Raw genomic sequence first — 19,255 nt, forward strand, 5'->3', positions numbered from 1 at the left:
CCCATGGCAATGTTAAACTTTATTCAACAAGGACTTCGTGTTCTTGATATTGAGCGCCAAGCACTGAGCGATATTGCACAATACGTTAATGAAAGCTTTAACCAAGCGTGTCAATTAATGTATGACTGCTCAGGTCGTATTATTGTGATTGGTATGGGTAAGTCAGGTCATATTGGTAACAAAATAGCCGCCACGCTTGCCAGTACCGGCAGCCCTGCATTTTTTGTACATCCGGGTGAAGCAAGCCATGGTGATTTAGGCATGATCACCAAAAGTGATGTGGTGATCCTTATTTCTAATTCTGGCGAAACCAGTGAAGTACTTAATATTATTCCGGTATTAAAGCGCATTGGTGCCAAAATGATCGCCATGACAGGCAACCAAAGCTCAACCATGGCAACATTGGCAAATGTGCATGTGTGCATTAAAGTTGAGCAAGAAGCCTGCTTATTAGGCTTGGCACCGACAGCAAGCACCACTGCAACACTGGCTATGGGTGACGCTATGGCAGTGGCATTATTAGAAGCTCGCGGCTTTACTGCCGACGATTTCGCGCTATCACACCCTGGTGGTAGCTTAGGCAAGCGCTTACTTTTAACCTTAAAAGATGTTATGCATTGCGGTGCTGACACACCTATTATTAACGAAACGCAAACGATTAAAGACGCCTTAATCGAAATGTCGGCCAAAGGGCTCGGCATGACCGCGATTGTAAATAGCAACCAGCAATTATCAGGCCTGTTTACCGATGGCGATTTACGCCGCATTTTAGAGCAACGTGTTGATATACATGGCACTGAAATTAATGTTGTAATGACCAAATCATGTACTACAGCCACGCAAGATATGCTGGCAGCTGAGGCGTTAAATATTATGGAACAAAAACGCATTAATGGCTTAATTGTTATTAATGAGTGTAATCAACCCATTGGCGCACTAAATATGCAAGACTTACTTAAAGCCGGAGTGCTATAAATGCAATTTGAAGATCTCTATCAACCGCTAAGTGATGACGCAAAAAGGCGCGCAAAAAAAATAAAGTTATTAATTTGTGATATTGATGGCGTGTTCTCAGATGGCCGTATTTATCTTGGCAACCAAGGTGAAGAGCTCAAAGCATTTAATACCAAAGATGGATTTGGTATTAAAGCCCTGATTAACAGTGGCTTTGAAGTGGCTGTGATCACCGGCCGTCACTCTCAGATAGTTCAACAGCGAATGACTAGCTTAACCGTACAACATATATACCAAGGCCAAGAAGACAAGCTCATTGCCTATCAGCAATTAAAACAAAAATTAGCACTAAGCGATGAGCAAATTGCCTACATAGGTGATGATGGCCCTGATATGCCAGTAATGGAAAAAGTCGGGTTTGCCGTTGCCGTAAACGACGCGCACCCACTTATTAAACGCTTATCACATTATGTAACCCAACTGCCCGGCGGTTTTGGTGCCGTAAGAGAGTTGACAGATTTACTTATGCTTGAAAATAACAAACCACTTACCAGTGAAGGAACCAGTTCATGAATGTAGCGCGCCTTATACTGAGCGTTTTATTCATTAGCTGTATGGTTTGGCTTTGGTATCCTTATTTTATTCAAGAGGATGCTGTTGCAGATGAGCAAGCTCAAATAATTGCTGAGCCCGATTATACCGCCATCAAACTAAAGCAAACGGCTTATAATGAGCAAGGTAAAGTGAGCCATAAAGTGACTGCGGTAAGAATGGAGCTGTACCAGCAACTCGGTTTTACCTTTTTTGAAAAGCCTATATTCACTTTATACAATGAACAGCAAACATGGCGCATTAACGCAGACGAAGCGACTCTCTATGACGGCCGTCAACTGATTTTAGAGGGCAATGTAACGGCTCAAAACTTAGTAAATAATGCCATGATTGATACGATCACCGCCGATAACATTAATGTTGATATAAAACTATTAACCATGCAATCGCAGCAGCCTGTTGTTATTACAGGGCCTAATTTAAAGATCATGGGTAAAGGCCTTGAGGCCAATTTAAAAACTGAAGTTATTAAACTTATTAACCATACGCGAACCCTATATTATGACCAATAACCTATTTAAAATTTTAATTGTTCCTTCACTACTCATTGCTTTTCAAAGCCATGCAAATGACACAATTGAAACGCCTGTCACTAATCAAATTTCAATTAGAGCTGATAAACAAGAGGGTCAACTAAAAGAGAGCGTAGGCATTTTTGAGAAAAATGTTGAAATTATTCATGGCAATCGTCGTATTAATGCAGATCGTTTAGAAGTGCATAAACGTGGCGACCTAGGTGAAAATAAGCAACTTTTGATTGCCACGGGCAGCCCTGCTTATTTTGAGGAAAAACAGGCAGATGGAACTATAATGAGCGCCAGCGCCAATGAAGTACGCTATGATGTGTCACAGCGTTTTTTAACCTTAATTGGCGATGCAAGCATAGCCCAAGCAGGTCAAAAAATAACGGCTAAAAGTATCACTTACGATATAGATCAGCAGTTAATTAGTGCAGAAAAAGACGAAAATTCAACAGACCGTGTACACACTATTTTAGTCCCCGTTGAAAATAATAAAGAAGATAACAAAGGCCAGCCATGAGCATTTTAAAAGCAGAGCTATTAGCTAAAAGCTATAAAGGTCGTGAAGTTGTAAAGAACGTTGGCCTTGAGGTTGAAGCTGGCAGTATTGTGGGCTTACTTGGCCCCAATGGTGCGGGCAAAACCACTACGTTTTATATGATTGTAGGCCTTGTACCAAGCGATAAAGGCAAGATATCGATTGACGATAAAGATATTACTTTATTGCCTATGCACAGCCGTGCTCGTTTGGGAATTGGTTATTTACCGCAAGAGTCATCTATTTTTAGAAAGCTGACTGTTTATCAAAACTTAATGGCTATTTTAGAAACACGTAAAGAATTAAATAAGCAGCAACGTGAAGATAGCTTAAATAATTTACTTGATGAATTTAGTATTCAACACATTCGCAGCAGCCAAGGTATGGCTTTATCTGGAGGTGAGCGTAGGCGTGTTGAAATTGCGCGTGCTTTAGCGGCAAACCCTAAATTTATTTTGTTAGACGAACCCTTTGCAGGTGTCGACCCTATCTCAGTGTTAGATATTAAAAAGATTATAGAGCACCTTAAAAATCGAGGAATTGGTGTGCTTATTACAGACCATAATGTGCGTGAAACACTTGATGTTTGTGAAAAAGCCTACATAGTTTCTCATGGGGAGTTAATTGCATCAGGCACTCCTGATTACGTATTAAACGATAAAACAGTACGCGATGTTTATTTGGGCGAGCAGTTCAAGCTCTAATATGTGTGTTATTCCACTAAGCATCTGCTAAGATTAATCATACTTAGGTCTGTTGACCTTTCAAGGTTGAATTTGCAGCAGTCTGTTTGGTATTTAGGCAAGGCAGAGCCTATGTGATGTGGTATTCCCCATAAATAGGCGATAACGCAGCATCAATGCCAAACAGGCGCTGCTCAAAGGGTTCTGCCTAGGGGCAACTTACTCTTTGTTGCCTACATGGATGTAGGTAAGGAGCGTGAGCAGGACGCGGAAGCTTTGCTCGGTTTTGACTTAGCCCACTAGGTTACAAACCTCGCGCCGCAATTAAACCGCCCCTAGTTTGAACAAATTTTAATCCGTAAAGGTCAACAGACCATAATTTAAAAGGATTGTTAGAGATAAATGAGGCAATCATTACAGCTGCGCATGGGCCAGCAACTTACAATGACCCCACAGTTGCAACAAGCAATTCGCTTATTGCAACTCAGTACATTGGATCTCCAGCAAGAAATTCAAGAAGCGCTCGATAGCAACCCCTTGCTTGAAGTTGAAGAACAAGATTACAGCGAAGACACGGCAGGTAAAAACGAACAAAAAGCCGATAACGATGATTTAACGCTAAGTGCTTCCGCTGACGAAAAACCCAGCGAGTATGAGCAAGATAGCGGCGAAGCCATGACCAAAGACACCATTAGCGAAGATATGGCTATGGATGTGACTTGGGATGAATACATGAGTGCAGCACCAGCGTCTTCATCGGGACCAATGCCAGAAGATGAATCGATTTATCAAGGCTCTTCAACCGAAACGCTGCATGAATATTTAATGTGGCAACTTCAACTAACGCCGTTTAGCCCAACCGATGAGGCTATAGCCATTGCTATTGTTGAAGCCGTGGACGATTCGGGTATTTTAACTCTAAGCTGTGAAGAAATATTAGAAAGCTTTAACCAAGAAAACGACGAAGATGAAGTTGAACTTGACGAAATAGAAGCGGTATTAAAGCGTATTCAATTATTTGATCCGGTAGGAATAGCCGCACGCAGTTTACAAGAGTGCTTGTGTATTCAGTTAAATCAATTTGATAAAAACACGCCCTTTTTAAACGAAACCAAAATGATCTTAACTGATCATATTGACTTACTCGCTGCTCGTGATTATCGCACGTTAATGAAAAAAACTAAGCTAAAGGAAGATGAGCTTAAAGAGGTGATGACGTTAATCCACACGCTTAACCCAAAACCAGCAGACACGATTGTTAGAGAAGAGTCTGAGTATGTTATTCCTGATGTATCAGTTAAAAAAATAAAAGGGCGTTGGGTCGTTGAATTAAACCCAGATAGCATGCCTAAGATCAGAGTAAACAGCCAATATGCCGCTATGTCGCGTACGGTAAAATCAAGCGGTGATAGCCAGTTTATTCGCTCGCACTTACAAGAGGCTAAATGGTTTATAAAAAGCTTAGAAAGTAGAAACGATACACTACTGAAAGTAACTAACTGTATTGTGCAACAACAACAGGCCTTTTTTGAACACGGTCCTGAAGCAATGAAGCCTATGGTGCTTAACGATGTCGCTGAAATGGTAGAAATGCACGAGTCGACTATATCGCGTGTTACTACGCAAAAATACATGCATACACCACGTGGCATTTTTGAGCTTAAATATTTCTTTTCAAGCCATGTAAGTACTGAAAATGGTGGTGAATGCTCATCAACTGCAATACGTGCGTTAATTAAAAAATTAATCGCTGCAGAAAACTCAGCTAAACCATTGAGTGATAGCAAAATTGCAGATATATTGGCAGAGCAAGGAATTAAAGTAGCAAGGAGAACTATTGCAAAATACCGCGAATCTCTGGCTATTCCCCCGTCGAATCAACGTAAAAGTTTGATTTAAGGCGTACAATAAAGAGGAAAATGTTTATGCAACTGAACTTAACTGGTCGCCATGTAGATATTACTGACTCACTTAGAGACTACGTAAATACTAAATTTGCTAAGCTACAAAGGCACACTGATCACATAACGAATGTGCACGTTATTCTCGATGTAGAAAAACTAAACCAAAAAGCGGAAGCAACCGTTCATGTTAGTGGGGCTGAAATTTTTGCCTCAACTGAACACCAAGATATGTATGCTGCTATAGACTCGCTTATTGACAAGCTAGATCGTCAAGTAATTAAACACAAAGAGAAACTTGCTCGACACTAACACTATGAAACTAAGCTCACTTATCTGTCAGGACTGCAGTAAAGCTGCGGTCCTTTTTAATAGTAAAAAAAGAATTTTAGAATTTATCAGTGAATTGGCCCACAATAAGCTGCCCTATTTAACACAACAAGATATTCTTAATGCATTAACCGCAAGAGAAAAACTAGGTAGTACCGGTATAGGTCGAGGTATTGCCATTCCACATGGTCGAATGGAAGGCGCTCAAGATCCTCTAGCTTTAATATTGGTGAGCGAAACAGCTATTAATTTTGATGCTATAGATAATCAACCAGTTGATATTTTTGTCGCATTAATTGTACCTGATGGCGATAATCAGCAGCACTTGAAGACCTTAGCCACAATTGCTGATAAGCTCAATGATAAAGAGTTTTGTAGGCAATTACGCGCCGCTAAATCGGATAGCGAGCTCTACCAGGTAATAGTAAACCAATCGTAGTAACAAAGAGGAGTGATTAATGGAGTTAATAATTATAAGTGGTCGCTCAGGTTCTGGAAAATCTGTGGCGTTACGCGTTGTGGAAGACTTAGGTTATTATTGCGTAGACAATATTCCTCTGAATTTATTACCTTCATTAGTGCGAAGTGTTTCCGACAGTTATAACAAAATTGCTGTGAGTGTTGATGTACGTAATTTACCTAAGGAACAGCAGCAGTTTAATGAAATCCTTGAATATTTACCTGGTTTCACTAAACCAACAGTATTTTATTTAGACAGTAACGACCAAACATTAATAAAACGTTTTTCAGAAACACGTCGTCTTCATCCTTTATCTATTGACTCTTTGCCGCTTGATTTAGCCATAAAAAAAGAAAAACAGTTATTGGATGTGCTAATTAACCATGCTGATCACATAATTGATACTACAGATTTAAGTGTTCATCAGCTTGCAGAGTCTATTAGGGAAAAAATACTCGGTAAAAAAGATAAACAATTGATCATTACTTTTGAATCATTTGGTTTTAAACATGGTATTCCTAAAGAAGCCGATTACGTCTTTGATGCCCGCTTTTTACCAAACCCGCATTGGGAGCCTGAACTTAAGCCACTCACAGGGCTAGATCAACCAGTAAAAGACTATTTAGCCAGCCACAGCATAGTGCAAAAATTTACGTGGCAAATTCAAACCTTTGTACAAACATGGTTACCTCATTTAGAGCGAAATAACCGCAGCTATTTGACTATAGCCATTGGCTGTACTGGTGGGCAACATCGCTCAGTTTACTTAGCGCAAACTATAGGCGAAAGTTTTTCAATGAGTCATCCTAATGTAAAAATTCGCCACCGAGAACAAGAGTAAACACCATTTTATGAGAACATGTCATGCGGTTAGAAAATACATTTTTAATAAAAAACAAGTTAGGACTACACGCTAGGGCTGCAACGGTACTCGCTCAACTTTCTGTGCAATTTGATGCCACAATTACCTTATTTCAAGATGACAAACAAGCCGCGGGTGACAGTGTATTAGCGCTTATGCTGTTAGAAAGCAGTCAAGGAAAAGAAGTTAAGGTAGTATGCGAAGGCCCTGACGCAGAGCCTGCACTTAATGCGATAGGTGAGCTTATCGATCAACGATTTAATGAGCAAGAGTAACTCATTTTCTATTATGAGGGGTCAATACTGGTTGAGTTAGTTTGGTTTGGTGGTATAAAGTAAGACAAGCCAAAGTAGCATAATATTTATGCCCTGCCATCGTGTAATGAAATTTAATTAAGGACGCCAATGCCAGAAGCTGTAGAACAAGATATCCCACTGCAACAACTAAAACAGGTGACTAAGTCACTTAATAGTGGTCAATTTGTTCAAGTTAGGCGTATGCTGGCAAAAACAGCGCCTTGTGATACTGCACTTCTTTTAGAGTCATCCCCCCATAAAATTAGACGAATGCTTTGGCAGCTTGTTGACCCTGATGTACAAGGCGATGTGCTTGAAGAGCTTTCTGAAGATGTGCGCTTGGGCATTATTGCGCAAATGGCACCGGAGCATATTGCTGCGGCTACAGAGGACATGGGACATGATGACTTAGGGGAAGTGCTTCGTAGCCTACCAGACACCGTTTATAAAGACGTTGTTAGTGCTATGGATATTCGAGATAGAGAACGTGCAACAAGGGCTTTATCTTACCAAGAGCGCTCTGCTGGCGCATTGATGAATATAGATACCGTTACTATTCGTCCTGATGTAACTTTAGATGTTGTGCTGCGTTATATTCGTCTTCGTGGCGAATTACCAGAAGGTACAGATGACTTATACGTGGTTGATAAACATAATTGCTTTTTAGGTGCCCTATCGTTGAGCACGTTATTAACCAACCCACCTGAAAAAATTGTTCAGGACTTAATGGATGAAGACTGTGAATCTATCCCTATTTCAATGGATGAAAGTGAAGTAGCGCAATTATTTGAGCGTCATAACTGGATATCTGCACCGGTTGTTGATGACAACGCACATTTACTCGGGCGTATCACTATTGATGATATTGTTGATGTTATCCGCGAAGATGCAGAGCATAGTTTACTTGGTTTAGCCGGTTTAGATGATGAAGAAGATACCTTTGCACCGGTATTAAAAAGCTCTAAAAAACGCTCAGTATGGTTAGGGGTTAACTTACTTACCGCACTCGCTGCCGCATTTGTAGCCAGCTTTTTTGAAAATACATTGGCTATTTTACCTATTCTTGCTGTACTCAATGGTATTGTGCCTTCAATGGGTGGGGTCGCAGGTAGCCAGTCATTAACTCTGGTGATCCGCGGTATCGCTGTCGGCCATATAAACCAAACTAACCAACGCTTTTTAATGATGAAAGAACTGGCTATTGGTGCATTGAACGGCGTGTTATGGTCTTTGCTTATTGCCAGTGTGATTGCGATATGGCAATGGGATTTAATGCTTGGCGCTGTATTGGCATTTGCTATGTTTATGAACTTAGTTGTTGCCGGCGTGGCCGGTGCTTGCATACCTATTTTGCTTAAAAAAATGAACATAGACCCCGCTTTAGCCGGTAGTGTGGTACTGACAACTGTGACCGATATTGTTGGTATATTTGCCTTTTTAGGGACCGCTACTTGGCTACTAATTTAATACCTGCTATTTTGAGGGAGAAAAACCAAGCCAATAACCAAGCAAACGTTTTTTAGTTGGTTATTTTCGGTAATTGATCCTGCATTCATACAGTTGTAAATAATACCAATTCGCTTAATTAAGTGGTCTATTTTGTGGCTGGAAAAACGAGTTGATAGCTAGGCAAAAAATTCGCTATTTAGTTGTTCTAAATGAGAATTTTTTAAAACAGGTAGCGACACGTTTAGCCCCGCAAAATGATTAAGTATTATTGCGGACTGGTATAAGAAGCTCTTAGCGTAGCAAGCAGATTGGTATTAATGATTTTTTATATATTCTAAGAGCCTGTTAATAGGCAATGGTTTTGAAAAAACATACCCTTGGATTCTCACCCCTTCAAACTGAGATAGGTGTTTAACCAATGCTTCATTTTCAATACCTTCTACTATTACTTTTTTGTCTAGATCAAAACACGCTTTAATTATGGTATCTAATAGCTTTTGTTCTTTGGTATTTAAGTGAGCGCCTATTGTAAATTCACGATCTATTTTTATGATATTCGCAGGCTGATGAGCAAGATAGGACAAGCTCGAGTAACCCGTACCAAAATCATCTATCGCCACATTGATCCCTGAATCCACTAATTCAATTAACTTTTTCTCTATTGATGCCTTTTCTTGAAAAGAAGACTCGGTGACCTCTACCGTAAAATTTTTGTATACGATGTTATTTTGAGCCAATAAAGCAAGTAAATTACGCGAAAAGTTATCTTTAATAATTTGCTTAGTTGAAAAATTTACTGCAACTGTAAGATTTTGCAGTTGAGGGTATTTTTTAATATCTTCAATTACCCTGTTTAAAACCTGCTCACCGACTTGGATTATTTGACCAGTTGTTTCGGCAATCGGTATAAATTTAGCGGGTGAAATCCATTCACCGCCGTGCCGCCACCTAACTAATGCCTCTACGCCTGTAATCACATTGTTAGTTAAACAATGTACCGGTTGGTAGAAAACGTCTAATTCGTTACTTTTAAGCGCACTTTGTAAGTTATTTCTTATCGTAACTGTTTCATTGTGTTTATCTTCCATAGCCTGTTGATAAAACTGAACTTGATTGCCACCTAGTTGTTTGGCTTTTTCAAGCGCAATATTTGCCTGCTGAATATTTAGCTGAACATTAAATAAGTCTAGCTGTTTATAACTTGCAGCTCCACCACTTACAGTCAGGTTAAACTCTTGATTGTCAATAACATGCACTTCTGAGAGCGCAAGTATCAAGGACTCAATTTTTTGTTCCAATAATTTAGGGGGCATGTCAAAAAAGTATAAAACAAAGCTATCATTTGCCCCTTTGGCAATAAGCGCTATATCATTAGTACTTTTTTGTATTCTTGCTGATACACTATTTATCAGTTCATCACTTATTTTATAACCTAGAGAGTTATGAATAACTTCAAAAAAATCCAATCTCAACATAACCGTCGAAAAATAACTGCTGCGCTTTGCAGCGCTTACGTTTAAAAACTCAGCCTCTAAAGCCGTTAATTTTAGCAAGCCTGTTAGCTCGTCATGCTTTGCTCCAAATTGAATGATTCGTGATGAATCCGCAACCTGAACAAATATAAATATAAATATAAAGGTGAGCCAAAGTATTGATTGATCAATTATTGTATCAATTTGCAGGGCTTTATAATCATTGATAAAGCTGTAAACATTATGATCAACCAAATCCATAATATTTATTTTTTGAGTGATAAAGTGGTTATAATTTTTACTTAATTCAATAAAACTAGTTTTATTTTCATTGGTATCATCTACCGAAAAATAAATATTGGGTGTTAACTCTAAATAGGTATCGTATTGGCTTAAATATTCTAGGTAGCTTTTCTCTAGTAAAAGGTTGATATTTAATAAGTTTAAAATATAAAACCTCTGTTTATCAACCAATTCTATCGAGGCTAAAAGCATAATAATGGGTGTGTTTGAGTTTAACGTTAATGAGTTTGCCGCAAACTGAATGTCATGCTTATTTTGCTTTAGCCAGGTTTGTATTGCGGGTTTTTCTAGCATACCTTGTAAGTAAAAATTCTTTGAAAAGGCATTACCTGCCACATAACTAAGTTCATCATCAAGAACCAAAACCCCCTTTATTATATTATAGTCATTCGTGTAAGTTCTTTTATCTATGTTGATAAGACGCCTAAATTCATCAAACGTCACGTTATCAACTCGTGCTTTAATTCTAGAGAGCGCCTTCTGGTGTGCTTCAATGGATTTATTGATCATTGTTTCTATTAGTGAAACTTTAGATCTGGCATTGGCCTCTTGGTTTTTTACGACGCTCAATGAGGCTTGATGCCAAACAATAGCGCCAATAAAGACCGCAATAAACGCGACTATCTTTATTTTTTTCATGTCTATTATTTGGATATTCTTATAAGACAACTTAACGAAAACAGCGGCAAAAAAAGTAAACAAGAAAACAGGAGATAAAGCTAAGGTAAAAGGATTCGAGTCAATCAGCCCAATATGAAAGCTATGCTGCATATGAAACCAAAATGACAGTTGTAACACTAAAAAGCACAGTAGGCTTACTACGGCCAGTGACACTCTATATTTTTTTGAACTTGTCTTTAAATTGAACTTTTGTAACGCTAATAGCGCAATAGTGATTAATAATGAGTTTATGGCTGTTAGAGGGCTAATAACTTTCATTAACTCATAGTTATAAAAAGCAAGCTCAACCATGCCCAATATAAAAATAGTGAAATGAAAAAAAATAATTGCACTATAAAAAATACTGGCTGCGCTCTTTGTTACCCTAAATTGCATATTTAATAATCATCTATTTCATTAAGCCAACCTCTTACCAGTGTAAAAGGATTGATATGTCATTACAATGAAGTAGTAAAAGTAAATAAAAACCCTTTTATCACAAGTACACACTCACACATTGAACGAGCTGATCACTTTAGGATCTGTTGACCTTTAATATAAAGGAAAACGAACATAAAATGTTGCTCCAAGTGTGCTTGATTCATCAAAGCCAATACTACCATTCATCGCTTCTGTAAGCTCTTTACACAAGGCTAATCCTAAGCCTGTCCCCCCTTTTTCTTTTGCACTGCTCGCATCCGCTTGAGAAAAACGCTGGAAAAGCTTGTTTTTAAAATGATCCGCAATACCTACACCTTCGTCTTTAACCGCTATTTCTATGGTTTGCTCAACTTCAGAAACAATAAGCTGAATTTTTCCACCAGCGGGTGAGTATTTAATCGCGTTTGACAGTAAATTAGCGAGAATTTGCTGGAATCTATGTTCATCAATCAAAATTTGAGCTTGTTTTAAGGTATCGGGTATGACTAATTCAAGTACCAATTGAGATTTTGTTGCGTAGGTTGAGTGATCTACCACCGCCCTTTCAAGCAGTGGCTTGATCAGATTCACCTGCAACTCAAAACTCATTTTACCTGCTATTAATTTTTCTATATCGAGTAAATCATTAATTAAATGCTGTAAGCGCTCAGCATTACTACACGCAACGTTGAGTAATTTAACTCCTTTTTCATTAAGCTGACTTATTTGAGTAGCCTGTATTAGCTTTAATGCACCGTTGATTGAGGTCAGTGGTGTTCTAAGTTCATGACTTATTGTGGAGATGAAATCGTTTTTCATTTGCTGCAAACGCATACGCTCGGTCACATCTTGCACAGAGCCAATCATTAGCATGTCTGGGTTATTTTCCTCTGGTAACATTTGTGCCAGCTCATGTACCCAGCGTATTTCACCGTCTGGACGAATAATGCGGTGGACAACATCATGTAGCCCTGTATGCTTTGCTCGTTCTTCACTTTCAAAAACAAGATGTGCATCATCAGGGTGTAAGGTGCTTTTAAATAAAGGCACACTGGGCTGTGTTGTCGCCTCATCAAAACCAAATACATCGTATATCATAGATGACCACCATAGCTCACCCGTTTTTAATGATGCTTGCCAATAACCAATTTGCGCCTGCTGAGATGATAGCTCGAGCCGTTGCTGCGCTAAGTTTAAGTTGTCATTTGCTTGTTCAAGTGCGATATAATGCTGCTTTGTATCTGTAATATCATAAAGATAGCCATGCCAAAGTACACTTTTATCTGGCATCAGTTCTGGCATCGCCCGACCAGATACCCACGCTATGCTACCATTGCTTTTTTTCACTCGATATTCGTGCTGCCACAAGGTTAAAGTTTCTGCTGAATGCTCAATACTACTGACTAGATCGGGTAAATCTTGCTCTAAAATCATATCAAAGATTTGATTTGCACTTTGTTTTATCTGCTCAGGTGTTACCTCATAGATTTTTTTAATATTTGGGCTTGCATAAGGAAAGGCTATACGGCCATCCGGCCATTGCTGAAATTGATAAACAGCTCCAGGTAATTGCGCGGTTAAATTAAGTAACTGTCTTTTTAATTGCCTTTCATTGGTAACATCTAAAATAAAACCATCTAAATAGCGTACGCTACCATCTTCGTTATATTCAGCCATCCCTCGCTCTTCCACATAACGGATAGAACCATCTTTGTGGAACACTCTGTAAAGTAACAACCAGCTCGTTTGATTTTGAATTGCTTTACCCATTTCCTCATCAAGATAAGGTGCATCTTCAGGATGAATTACACTGGCGTAACTTCTTACCTTATTGTTTATAAAATCATCGGCTGGATAGCCTGAAAGGGGGTCAATACTGCCACTCATATAGAGCATAGTCCAACTGTCGTCGGCTAAACATCTGTATGTAATCCCCGGAATATTAGACACCAATGCTTGAAATTGATCTCGACTTTGCTGAAGCTCCTCTTTGATGCACATTTCATCCGTTACGTTTAAGTGACTACCTATCATTCGGATTGGTTTGTTATCTGCTGTCCACTCAATGACTTTACCGATACAACGCACCCACACTGTTGAGCCATTTTTATGATAATAACGAATAATATTATCAAATGCGGCTTCACCAAGGCTTGTTACATGTTTATCAAATGAGGCAATAACCTTTGGTAAATCTTCTGGGTATATAATTGCCTGCCATGCAGTGGGGGTATTAGGCATTTCATCCTCTGTATAGCCAAACATTTCTTTGAATGCCGGACTTAAATACTCAACATCATCTTGTATATACCAATCCCAATAGCCCGCCATCGTTTGTTCTAAAATTTGCTCGTATAACCATTTTTGTTTTTGTAGCTGCTGTTTATTTAATTTTTCTTCCGTGATATCTGCATGAGTACCATACATCATGCTTGGCTCACCTGTATCAGTCCAACTCACAACACGACCGCGATCATGTACCCAAATCCAGTGACCCTGCTTATGCTTCATCCGACATTGGTAATCATAAAAATCGAGTTCACCGTTAAAATGACTTTTAAGTAAAGCACTCGACTGCGCTAAGTCATCAGGGTGGGCGAGTGACTGCCATGTTTCAATACTTACAGGCGCAAGCTCATCAAGCGTGTAGCCTAGCATTTGTGCCCAACGCTCATTAAACACCGTTTCACCTGTTTGTACGTTCCATTCCCACGTGCCAATACGGGTACCCTCTAACACAGAGCGATAACGTAACTCACGCTCAGCAAGTTGTTGATGTGCCTCCTCTTGTAATCTGTCTTTGATTTCAAGCTCTACTGCATCTGCAAACTCTCTCAACACGTGTTGCTCTTTTTCAGTCAATGAGCGGGGGTGAGAGTCAATAACACACAAAGTACCAATAGCTTGTTGGTTATAAAACAAAGTAGCGCCTGCATAAAAACGAATATTTGGCGCTCCCGTCACAAGGGGGTTATCTGCAAATCGGGGGTCTTGATGGGCATCAGAAATCTGAAAAATACCCTCATTGAAAATAGCGTGGCCACAAAAAGAAATGTCACGAGGTGTTTCGCAAGCACTTAAACCTTGTTTCGACTTAAACCATTGCCTATGTTTATCCACGAGTGAAATAAGTACTATTTCTGTACCTAAACACAACTTAACTAAACGCGTTAATCTATCAAAACGTTCTTCAACCTCAGTATCAAGTAATTGAGTTTGTTCAAGAGATATTAACCGATGTTTTTCATCTGGCAAATGTTTAGGTGCTTGCATTTATTTAGCCTTTTTGTGCCTTTAAAAATAATTGTTTTAATGTGTCGCCTAATACCATTGGATCAAATGGTTTTTCGATAACGCCTATCGCACCCGCATCAATATATATTTTCTTTTCAATGGGTTGAATTTTAGCGGTCATAAATACAACCGGTGTGGCGGCTAATGATGAAATTTTTTTCAATTCAATCAAGGTTTGTAAGCCATCCATTTTTGGCATCATCACATCAAGTAAGATTAAATCCGGCGAAAATGCAACAACCCGCTCTAAAGCAGCTTCGCCACCATCACAGCTCAAAACCTCAAAACCTGCAACATCAGATAGCGCCATTTCAGCAACAATACGAATACACTCATCATCTTCTACATGCATCACTTTATTAAGATTCATATTACTTTTACCTTATTTGGCCACTTATTACGCATATGTTTTAAATTTAAAGCAACAGCTTTATACCCATCTGCTTAGATATGGGGTCTATTTTATCGTTCAGGAAATGGCTCTATAACTCACCTAAATTCTAGATAATAAATCTCTTAAGCAGAGTCCCGGTTAACTAAACAGCGTTTTTAAGTTCTCGTTGTCCTAAATAAACACACTTTGACAATGTTACACTAAAATTTAATGGGTTAAATTGTTCAAATATATGCAAATTGGTACCGCCTGATGGTTTTTTAGGCACTCTACTACACTTTAGCATAGCAATTATATCAACATACTAGTTGTAGAAGACTTTTTGTTAAAAAGCTTTCTTTTTAATCGTGCGGCAGATCACCACAACGTTGTCGTATTACTTTAGACCCTCTACTAATCCACACCATTTTAAGGGGCTAAATCAGACGCTAGCGGCGTTAATAATGATTCATTTAAAACAATCAAAAATTAGTAAGTTTTGATAAACTAAGTTGCTCTGTGTAACGGCTTGTAAATAAGCTTGATCAGTGTCAAAATATATCCTTTGTTTTTTAACTTAGTGAAAAGGAAGAACGTGTTGCGTATTACGCCGCCCTAAGTACTGTCCCCCCCCCTATAAAGTCACATAAATAGCGTGACGCACTCTATGCCGTTAAACGGTAGGCTTTATGCCGAAAAAAATATTACTTACTATTAACTGACAATACTTAAAAGGTATGGCGATCAGGATGATCAAGCTACCTGTCTGTGTTGCCATTAACTCTATTTAAAAGGTTATCTATGCTTGAAAAAATGAAACTTGAGTGGTTTTCCAATATTAGGGGAGACTTATTAGCCGGTATTGTTGTTGCACTGGCGCTTATACCGGAAGCAATTGCTTTTTCTATTATTGCGGGTGTTGATCCTAAAGTCGGCTTATATGCCTCATTTTGTATTGCGGTTGTGATTGCCTTTGTTGGCGGCAGACCGGGTATGATCTCTGCTGCAACAGGCGCGATGGCACTGTTAATGGTGACGCTAGTAAAAGAGCATGGTTTAGAATACTTACTGGCCGCCACTTTACTTACCGGTGTATTGCAAATTATTGCCGGTTATTTAAAGCTTGGCAGCTTGATGCGTTTTGTCTCACGCTCTGTGGTTACTGGCTTTGTTAACGCTTTAGCCATACTCATTTTTATGGCGCAACTCCCTGAGCTTACCAATGTCACTTGGCATGTCTATGCAATGACCGCCGCTGGTTTAGGTATTATTTATTTGTTTCCTTACTTGCCAGTTATTGGTAAGAGTATCCCCTCACCATTGGTGTGTATTGTTGTCTTAACTGCTATTGCTGTGGCTATGGGTATAGATATTCGTACTGTAGGTGATATGGGTGAACTACCCGATACCTTGCCTATATTTTTATGGCCTGATGTTCCGCTAAACCTAGACACCTTGTTAATTATTTTACCTTATTCAATAGGCCTTGCCATTGTTGGTTTATTAGAGTCAATGATGACGGCCACCATCGTTGATGATTTAACCGACACCTCAAGCGATAAAAACCGTGAGTGTAAAGGCCAAGGTGTTGCCAATATTGGCGCGGGTTTATTAGGTGGTATGGCTGGTTGTGCAATGATAGGCCAGTCAATTATTAATGTTAAATCAGGTGGTCGTGGCCGCTTATCTACCTTTGTCGCCGGTACTTTTTTGTTAATTATGGTGGTCTTTCTAGATGAATGGTTAAAACTTATTCCTATGGCGGCATTGGTTGCGGTAATGATCATGGTGTCAATTGGTACCTTTTCTTGGAGTTCTATTCGTGATCTTAAAACGCACCCACTTTCAACCAATATTGTTATGATTGCTACGGTTGCGGTTGTTGTTGCAACCCATAACTTAGCAATGGGTGTGTTTGTTGGTGTATTACTATCTGCACTGTTTTTTGCAAATAAAATTAGTCGTTTTATGGTGGTACAGTCACAAACATCTAATGGCAATAAACTCTATACAGTAACAGGCCAAGTGTTCTTTGCCACAGCCGATAAATTTGTTGATTCGTTTGATTTTAAAGACGCTGCCGACAATGTCACAATAGATTTAAGCCATGCGCATTTTTGGGATATCAGTGGTGTAGGCGCACTCGATAAAGTAGTAATTAAATTACGCAGAGAAGGTGCCGAAGTTACTATTAAAGGCATGAACAGTGCAACTCAAACCGTGGTTGATAAATTTGCAATTCATGATGATCCCGCTGCCGTAGAAAAAATGATGGCTGGCCACTAAGGAGAATACAATGAAAAAAATAATAGCATGCGTTGACGGCTCACCTTTGGCATCGTCTGTATGCCAAGCGGGAGCTTGGTTATCTGAGCGTTTAGCGGCGCCTTTAGTCCTATTACATAGTATTGAAAAAGACCGCTCAGCTAATGTTAATTTAGCCGGTAATATTGGCTTAGGTGCCAATGAAACTTTATTACAAGAGTTAGCCGAACACGATGCCCAAAAAAGTAAACTGCTAAAAGCGCATAGCAAAGCTTTGCTGGAACAATTACAACAGTCATTACCTGAACTTAACCACCCAGTAGAAACGCTTGAGCGCTTTGGCGATGTAAACCATACACTTAGTGATATTAAATCACTAATTCGTTGCTATGTAATGGGCCGCAGCGGTGAAGATCATATTAATGAAACACACCTTGTTGGCTCTCATATTGAAAGCGCCTTGAGAGTTATTGATCGTTCATTATTACTGACTGTGGGTAAATTTAAGCAACCACACTCGTTTTTATTAGCTTACGATGGCACAGAGCAAGCTAACCTGGCCATTGAGCGGTTACTCGAAACCAAATTGCTGGCTAATTGCGACTGTCATTTGGTGATGATAGGTAACACTAGCCATGCCACTAAAGACGCGTTTGATAAAGAGCTAAGCCGTTTAGAGTCACAATTTGCATCCATCACTGCACACTTTGTTGATGGCGGTAATATCGCTGAAACATTGTTAGCTAAACAGCTTGAACTCAATGTTGACTTAACTGTTATGGGGGCGTTTTCGCATTCAAAAGTAAGGCAGTTCTTTGTAGGTAGTAATACGCTTAAACTAATAGCTAATAGTAGCACGTCACTATTAGTTATTAAGTAATACCAATCTGCTTGGATATGGGATCTATTTTAACGATAAGAAAATTGCTCTATAACTAGGCAAAATTTTTGATATCTAGTTGTTCTAAATGAAAAAATCTTAACAACGTTATAGAGGAATTTAATTCGTTAAATTGTTCAAATATTTATGCAGGTTGGTATGTTCTTACTATTGATCAGTTAAGCTTAGCCTACTCGGCTAAGCTTAACTTTATTGTATAGAAAAACAGATAATTTAATGTGTTTGCTGTTTGCAAGCACTAACACCTTAACACCCGTCATTCTAGTAGTGTACGATTCAATGACATTACAAATGTTTTCTCAGTCACGTTCGATAAAAGCAAAAAGCTATACCTAAAAACTATACTAAGAAAACTATCTTCACAAACTAATACGACCGTTGTTACATTCTTTTTTCCATATATATGGTTGACCATATATATATTAGGGCATATGATTATTCATATATCTTTACAATACCGTATATTTTAAAAATTATTTTATCTGTGTCATTTAGTGCGTGTTTGAGCTTTTATTTAACTGACATATAAAAACAGTAAATTAAAGCGAAAATAAATACAGATAAAATAATGAGAAAACAGGAATAAATTTAGTGAACCCTTTACAGTTTTATAAATGCTTGGCTGACGAAACACGACTCAAATGTTTATTACTCATTGTTGATCAAGATGAGCTCTGTGTATGCGAACTCATGGAAGCACTTGGCGAGCATCAACCTAAAGTATCACGTCACTTAGCGCAACTGCGTAATTGCGGATTACTGACCGACAGACGCCAAGGCCAGTGGGTTTTTTATAGCATTAACCAAGCATTACCAACGTGGGTGCATACTGTATTATCTGACACACTGCAGCATAACGCTGATTTAATTTCAGATAATCTGACCATACTTGAAAAAATGGGTAATCGCCCAGAACGGGCGCAATCTTGCTGCGAGTAACACCGCAAATCAAAGAATGATC

Annotated in this window: 17 protein-coding genes; 14 read left to right on the forward strand and 3 right to left on the reverse strand. The window is 38.9% G+C overall.

Features of this window, described 5'->3' with window-relative positions; genetic code table 11:
- Nucleotides 1-3: 3 nt before the first annotated feature.
- The 11 genes from KG708_RS09095 (at nt 4) to mgtE (ending at nt 8,624) form a co-directional block, all read left to right on the forward strand.
- Nucleotides 4-975 carry a KpsF/GutQ family sugar-phosphate isomerase gene (locus KG708_RS09095; RefSeq protein WP_213609068.1) on the forward strand — a complete coding sequence of 324 codons (972 nt, stop codon included), beginning with the start codon at nt 4-6 and terminating at the stop codon, nt 973-975.
- A complete protein-coding gene (kdsC, locus tag KG708_RS09100) occupies nt 976-1,527 on the forward strand; it encodes a 3-deoxy-manno-octulosonate-8-phosphatase KdsC (RefSeq protein ID WP_213609069.1) in 552 nt (183 codons plus the stop codon).
- A complete protein-coding gene (lptC, locus tag KG708_RS09105; protein ID WP_213609070.1) occupies nt 1,524-2,078 on the forward strand; it encodes an LPS export ABC transporter periplasmic protein LptC in 555 nt (184 codons plus the stop codon). Before kdsC ends, lptC begins: the two co-directional genes overlap by 4 nt.
- Nucleotides 2,068-2,607, forward strand: a complete 540-nt coding sequence (lptA, locus tag KG708_RS09110) for a lipopolysaccharide transport periplasmic protein LptA (RefSeq protein WP_213609071.1) — start codon at nt 2,068-2,070, stop codon at nt 2,605-2,607. Before lptC ends, lptA begins: the two co-directional genes overlap by 11 nt.
- Nucleotides 2,604-3,329, forward strand: a complete 726-nt coding sequence (gene lptB, locus KG708_RS09115; protein WP_213609072.1) for an LPS export ABC transporter ATP-binding protein — start codon at nt 2,604-2,606, stop codon at nt 3,327-3,329. The genes lptA and lptB overlap by 4 nt, the downstream gene beginning before the upstream one ends.
- A 381-nt stretch (nt 3,330-3,710) precedes the next feature.
- The gene (locus KG708_RS09120) at nt 3,711-5,207 is read left to right on the forward strand and encodes an RNA polymerase factor sigma-54 (protein WP_213609073.1); all 1,497 of its coding nucleotides are present in this window, start codon (nt 3,711-3,713) and stop codon (nt 5,205-5,207) included.
- A gap of 26 nt (nt 5,208-5,233) precedes the next feature.
- Nucleotides 5,234-5,521 (forward strand): ribosome hibernation promoting factor, encoded by a 288-nt coding sequence (gene hpf / locus KG708_RS09125; protein ID WP_213609074.1) that lies wholly within the window; start codon nt 5,234-5,236, stop codon nt 5,519-5,521.
- 4 nt (nt 5,522-5,525) lie between these two features.
- Nucleotides 5,526-5,978: a PTS IIA-like nitrogen regulatory protein PtsN gene (gene ptsN / locus KG708_RS09130; RefSeq protein ID WP_213609349.1), complete on the forward strand. Its 453-nt coding sequence runs from the start codon at nt 5,526-5,528 to the stop codon at nt 5,976-5,978.
- 19 nt (nt 5,979-5,997) lie between these two features.
- The gene (gene rapZ, locus KG708_RS09135) at nt 5,998-6,840 is read left to right on the forward strand and encodes an RNase adapter RapZ (RefSeq protein ID WP_213609075.1); all 843 of its coding nucleotides are present in this window, start codon (nt 5,998-6,000) and stop codon (nt 6,838-6,840) included.
- 23 nt (nt 6,841-6,863) lie between these two features.
- Nucleotides 6,864-7,136 carry an HPr family phosphocarrier protein gene (locus KG708_RS09140; RefSeq protein WP_213609076.1) on the forward strand — a complete coding sequence of 91 codons (273 nt, stop codon included), beginning with the start codon at nt 6,864-6,866 and terminating at the stop codon, nt 7,134-7,136.
- A 129-nt stretch (nt 7,137-7,265) separates the two neighbouring features.
- Nucleotides 7,266-8,624, forward strand: a complete 1,359-nt coding sequence (gene mgtE, locus KG708_RS09145) for a magnesium transporter (protein WP_213609077.1) — start codon at nt 7,266-7,268, stop codon at nt 8,622-8,624.
- A gap of 296 nt (nt 8,625-8,920) precedes the next feature.
- On the opposite strand, the gene KG708_RS09150 is transcribed toward mgtE, so the two are convergent.
- From KG708_RS09150 to KG708_RS09160, 3 genes are all read right to left on the reverse strand, one after another.
- Entirely contained in the window at nt 8,921-11,152 is a 2,232-nt protein-coding gene (locus tag KG708_RS09150) for a bifunctional diguanylate cyclase/phosphodiesterase (RefSeq protein WP_301003344.1), read from the reverse strand.
- 441 nt (nt 11,153-11,593) lie between these two features.
- Entirely contained in the window at nt 11,594-14,734 is a 3,141-nt protein-coding gene (locus KG708_RS09155; RefSeq protein ID WP_213609079.1) for a PAS domain-containing protein, read from the reverse strand.
- A gap of 4 nt (nt 14,735-14,738) precedes the next feature.
- Nucleotides 14,739-15,125, reverse strand: coding sequence for a response regulator (locus KG708_RS09160; RefSeq protein WP_213609080.1), 387 nt, complete (start codon nt 15,123-15,125; stop codon nt 14,739-14,741).
- Nucleotides 15,126-15,929: 804 nt separating this feature from the next.
- Here KG708_RS09160 and KG708_RS09165 point away from each other — a divergent pair.
- The 3 genes from KG708_RS09165 (at nt 15,930) to KG708_RS09175 (ending at nt 19,233) form a co-directional block, all read left to right on the forward strand.
- Entirely contained in the window at nt 15,930-17,414 is a 1,485-nt protein-coding gene (locus KG708_RS09165; protein ID WP_213609081.1) for a SulP family inorganic anion transporter, read from the forward strand.
- Between the two features lie 10 nt (nt 17,415-17,424).
- Entirely contained in the window at nt 17,425-18,273 is an 849-nt protein-coding gene (locus KG708_RS09170) for a universal stress protein (RefSeq protein ID WP_213609082.1), read from the forward strand.
- Nucleotides 18,274-18,876: 603 nt separating this feature from the next.
- A complete protein-coding gene (locus tag KG708_RS09175) occupies nt 18,877-19,233 on the forward strand; it encodes a metalloregulator ArsR/SmtB family transcription factor (RefSeq protein WP_213609351.1) in 357 nt (118 codons plus the stop codon).
- Nucleotides 19,234-19,255: the final 22 nt, after the last annotated feature.

This window comes from Pseudoalteromonas sp. (assembly GCF_018402495.1).
Classification (GTDB): Bacteria; Pseudomonadota; Gammaproteobacteria; order Enterobacterales; family Alteromonadaceae; genus Pseudoalteromonas.